1 protein-coding gene is annotated in these 5,066 nt (G+C 73.2%); it reads right to left on the bottom strand.

Going from position 1 to position 5,066, the window contains the following annotated elements; genetic code table 11:
• On the bottom strand, positions 1-5,066 hold a 5,066-nt coding region (locus SGA01_RS40435; protein WP_141303390.1), incomplete at both ends, for a non-ribosomal peptide synthetase.

The raw sequence follows: 5,066 nt of genomic DNA, 5'->3' as shown, positions 1-5,066 counted from the left end.
GTCGTACGAGTCCGAGCCGCTTCCCGTGGCCGTCCATTCGCGCAGGAGCACGTCCCGCTCGCCGGCATCCAGGACGTCGAGATCACCGATCCGGACGTCCGGCTCCGCGACAGCCGCCTCCAGCAACCGCACCAGACGCGTCACGAGCACCTCGGCACTGCCCCGGTCGAAGAGATCCACGGCGTATTCGAGGGCGCCGGTGATGCCGGACGGCTTGCCGTCGCCGTCTCGGGTCTCGGTGAAAGCGGCGGTGAGGTCGAATTTGGCGGTGCCGTTGAGCACGGTCTCCATCCGGGCGTCGAGTCCGGGGAGTTCGAGTGTCGCATCGGCGTTGTTCTGGAGGACGAGCATCACCTGGAAGAGCGGGTGCCGGGCGAGTGAGCGCGTCGGGTTCAGCTCCTCGACCAGGTGCTCGAACGGCACGTCCTGGTGGGCGTACGCAGCGAGGTCGGTCTCACGGACCCTCGCGACGAGCTCGCGGAACGTCGGATCACCCGAGGTGTCGGTCCGCAGCACCAGCGTGTTGACGAAGAAGCCGACCAGGTCGTCCAGGGCCTCGTCCGAGCGGCCGGCGACCGGCGTGCCGAGCGGGACGTCGCTCCCGGCACCGAGCCGGGTCAACAGCGCGGCCAGGGCCGCCTGAAGGACCATGAACAGGGTGCCGCCGGAGGTGCGTGCCAGGCGCAGCAGGTCCTGGTGGAGGCGCGCTTCGAGGTGGACGGGAACGGCGTCGCCGCGATGGCTCGCGACGGCGGGCCGCGGTCGGTCCGTGGGGAGGGCGAGGGTGTCGGGGACGCCGGCGAGGGCGTCCTTCCAGTGGGCGGTCTGGCGGGCGAGGAGGCTCTCGGCATCAGCCGGATCACCGAGCAGCTCCCGCTGCCACAACGCGTAGTCCGCGTACTGCACAGGCAACGGCGACCACTCCGGAACACCCCCACCCACACGAGCCCCGTACGCCACCGCCAGATCCCGCACCAACGGCGCCAACGACCAACCATCACAAGCAATGTGATGCACCACCAACAACAGCACGCACTCCCCCGCACCACCCTCCGGCCCGAACAGATGCGCTCGCAAGGGAAGTTCGGTGGCCAGGTCGAAGGTCCGCGCGGCCTCGACAGAGAGGGCGGCGGGCAGGCCGACCTCTTCGCCCGGCGACACGAGCGTCACGGCGAGATCCGGGCGCGCCTCCTCGGGCGGCAGGATCCGCTGCTGTACGCGGCCGTGCTCCTCGGGGAACACGGTGCGCAGTGCCTCGTGCCGGTGGACGAGGTCGGAGAGCGCGGCCGCGAGGGCCGCCCGGTCGGGCGGGCCGTCGAGGCGCAGTGCGTGGGCGACGTTGTAGGACGCGGCTCCGTCCTCGGCCCGGTCGAGGAACCACAGCCTCTGCTGGGCGTAGGACAGCGGGAGTTCGGCGGGCCGTACGGCGGGGAGCAGTGCCGGGCGGGCCCGGTCGGCGGTGTCGAGGCGTTCGGCGAGCGTCGCCACGGTCGGGGCGCCGAAGAGGTCGCGGAGGGTGATCTCCGCGCCGAGGGCGGCGCGGACGCGGGCGGCCAGCCGGGCGGCGAGGAGCGAGTGGCCGCCGCGGTCGAAGAAGTCGTCGTCGATGCCGACGTCCGGGAGGCCGAGAAGTTCGGCGAACAGTCCGCAGAGGATCTCCTCGCGCGGGGTGCGCGGGGCGCGGTGGGTGGCGCCGGCCGCGAAGTCGGGGGCGGGCAGGGCCCGCCGGTCGAGCTTGCCGTTGGGTGTGAGCGGCAGGGCGTCCAGGCTGACGACCGCGGACGGCACCATGTGCGTCGGCAGGGTGCGGGCCAGGTGGCCGCGGAGCTCGGCCGGGTCGGCGCCGCCGACGACGTAGGCGACGACGTGCCGGTCCCCGGGCCGGTCCTCGCGGACGACGACGGCCACGTGGGAGACGCCGGGGTGGCGGGCCGCGACGGCCTCGATCTCGCCGGGTTCGATCCGGAAGCCGCGCACCTTGACCTGGCCGTCGGCCCGCCCGGCGAACTCCAGCTCGCCGTCGGCGCGCCACCTGACGAGGTCGCCGGTGCGGTACATCCGGGCGCCGGGCGGTCCGTAGGGGTGGGCGGTGAAGCGTTCGGCGGTGAGGTCGGGGCGGTGGCGGTAGCCGTGGGCGAGGCCGTCGCCGGAGACGTACAACTCGCCCACGACGCCTGCGGGGACGGGCTGGAGGCGGTCGTCGAGGACGTACACCTGGGTGTTGGCGAGGGGTCCGCCGACGGGGACGACGGTGCGTCCCGTGTCGTCCGCCGTGACCTGGTGGCAGTTGGTGAACACCATGGACTCGACGGGGCCGTAGCCGTGGACGAGCCGCAGGTGCGGGAAGTCCCGCCGGACGCGCAGGAGATGGGCCACGGAGGGTGCTTCGCCGCCGGTCATGACCTGGCGCAGGGTGCGGAACACCTCCGGGTGGGTGTCGGCCATGACGGCGAAGAGTCCTGCGGACAGCCAGACGGTGGTCACCTCGTGCTCGGTGACGAGGGCGGCGATCGCGGAGGGTTCGGGGCTCTGGCCGGGGGCGAGGACGCAGGTCCCGCCGTGCAGGAGGGCGGGCCACATCTCCAGGGTGAGGCCGTCCCACGAGACGGGAGCGCACTGGAGGAAGACCTGGTCGGGACCGAAGTGGATGTAGTCCTGGCCGAAGAAGGTGCGGACGGTGGCGCGGTGCGGGGAGGCGACGCCCTTGGGGCGGCCGGTGGAGCCGGAGGTGAACAGGACGCAGGCGATGTCGTCGGCGAGGACCCGCACGCCGGGGGCCGTGGCGGGGCTGTCGTCGATCAGCCGGCGGTCGTGGGGTGTGTCGGTCCGGACGACGGTGAGGTCTCCGGGCAGGCGGTCGGCGAGTCGGGTGTGGGTGACGACGGTACGGACGCCGGCTTCCTCGACGATGGAGCGGGTCCGGTCCTCGGGGTGGTCGGGGTCCAGGGGCACATAGGCGGCGCCGCACTTGAGAGCGGCGAGGATGCCGGTGACGAGGTCGGGACCGCGGTCGACGAGGACACCGACGAGGTCTCCGTGGGTGACACCGAGGCCGATGAGGTGGTGGGCGAGGCGGTTGGCCCGGGCGTCGAGTTCTCCGTAGCCGATCCGCTCGTCGCCGGAGATCACGGCGACGGCGTGCGGTGTGCGGTCGGCCTGTGCGGCGAACAGGTCGTGCAGGCTGCGGTCGCGCGGATAGTCGGCGGCGGTGTCGTTCCAGGTCGTGAGGGTGGTGTGGCGCTCGTCGGCGGAGAGCACGTCGAGGGTGCCGAGCGGGCGGTCGGGGTCGGAGACGGCGGCGAGCAGGAGGCGTTCCAGGCGGGCGAGGAGCGTCCGTACGGTGTCGGTGTCGAAGAGGTCGGTGGCGAACTCGAGACCTCCGTCGAGCCCGGCGGGCCCCCCGGCGGAGTCGTGGGTCTCGGTGAGCGCGAGGGAGAGGTCGAACTTGGCGTCGGTGTTCTGGACGGGCTCGGGGCGCGCGGTGGCGTCGCCGAGCCGTACGTCGGTCTCCTCGGTGTTCTGGAGGACGAGCAGGACCTGGAAGAGCGGGTGGCGGGTGAGCGAGCGGACGGGGTTCAGCTCCTCGACGAGGCGCTCGAACGGCACGTCCTGGTGGGCGTACGCGGCGAGATCGGTCTCACGGACCCTCGCGACGAGTTCCCGGAACGTCGGATCACCCGAGGTGTCGGTTCGCAGCACCAGCGTGTTGACGAAGAAGCCGACCAGGTCGTCCAGGGCCTCGTCCGAGCGGCCGGCGACGGCCGTGCCGAGCGGGATGTCGGTGCCGGCCCCGAGCCGGGTCAGCAGGGCGGCGAGTCCCGCCTGCACGACCATGAACAGGGTGGAGTGGGTGTCCCGGGCCAATGCGCGGAGGCTCCGGTGCAGTTCGGCGTCGAACCGGAAGCGCAGCAGCGAACCCTCACTGCGGGAGTCGACCTGCGCGTCCGCGGTGCCCGGCCGGTCGGTGGGCAGCGGAAGATGGTCGGGGAGCTCGGACAAGGCCTCGCGCCAGTGGTCCAGTTGGCGGGCGAGGAGGCTGTCCGGATCGGCGTCGTCGCCGAGGAGCTCGCGCTGCCAGAGGGTGTAGTCGGCGTACTGGGCCGGGAGGGGCGTCCAGCGGGGTTCGTCCCCGGCGGCGCGGGCCGCGTAGGCGGTGGCCAGGTCGCGCAGCAGCGGGTTCATGGACCAGCCGTCGGCGGCGATGTGGTGCATCACGAGCAGCAGCACCTGCTCGTCCGTGTCTGCCGAGAACAGGTGGGCGCGGAAGGGGAGTTCGCCTTCCAGGTCGAAGCGGTGGGCGGCGGCGGCCCGGAGGGCGGCGGTGAGCTCCTCGGGGGTGCGGGGCCGGTCGTCGACGGCGAGGGTCGGGCGGGCCTGCTCGGCCGGGACGACGGACTGGCGGGGCAGGCCGTCGACGGCGGGGAAGCAGGTGCGCAGGGCCTCGTGCCGGCCGACGAGGTCGACGAGCGCGGCCTGGAGGGCCTCAGGATCGACGGTGCCGTGCAGCCGGGCGGCGAAGGTGAGGTTGTACGCGGTGCCGACGGTGCCGGCCCGGGCCTCGTCCAGGAACCAGAGGCGCTGCTGGGCGTACGAGAGCGGCAGCTCGTCGGGGCGCTCGAAGGGGCGCAGGGCCGGCCGGGCCCGCTCGGCACCGTCGAGGCGGCGGGCGAGCGCGGCGACGGTGGGTGCCTGGAAGAGGTCACGGATGCCGGCCTCGACTCCGAGGGCGGTCCGGATGCGTCCGATCAGGCGGGCGCCGAGCAGGGAGTGACCGCCGAGGTGGAAGAAGTCGTCGTCGACACCGGCCTCGGGGACGCCGAGGACGTCGGCGAAGAGGCCGCAGAGCACCTCCTCGCGCGGGGTGCGCGGGGCACGGCCGCCGGAGGTCGAGGCGGGCTCGGGGACGGGCAGGGCCTGGCGGTCGAGCTTGCCGTTCGGGGTGAGGGGCAGGGTGTCGAGGACGACGACCGCGGAGGGGACCAGGTGCTCGGGAAGTCGGTCGGCCGCGTGGGATCGCAGCTCGTCATGAGACGCGGGTGCGTCGAGGACGACGTAGGCGACCAGGC

It is taken from the genome of Streptomyces gardneri, assembly GCF_006539185.1.
GTDB lineage: Bacteria > Actinomycetota > Actinomycetes > Streptomycetales > Streptomycetaceae > Streptomyces > Streptomyces gardneri.
This window is presented reverse-complemented; position numbering and strand designations above follow the sequence as displayed.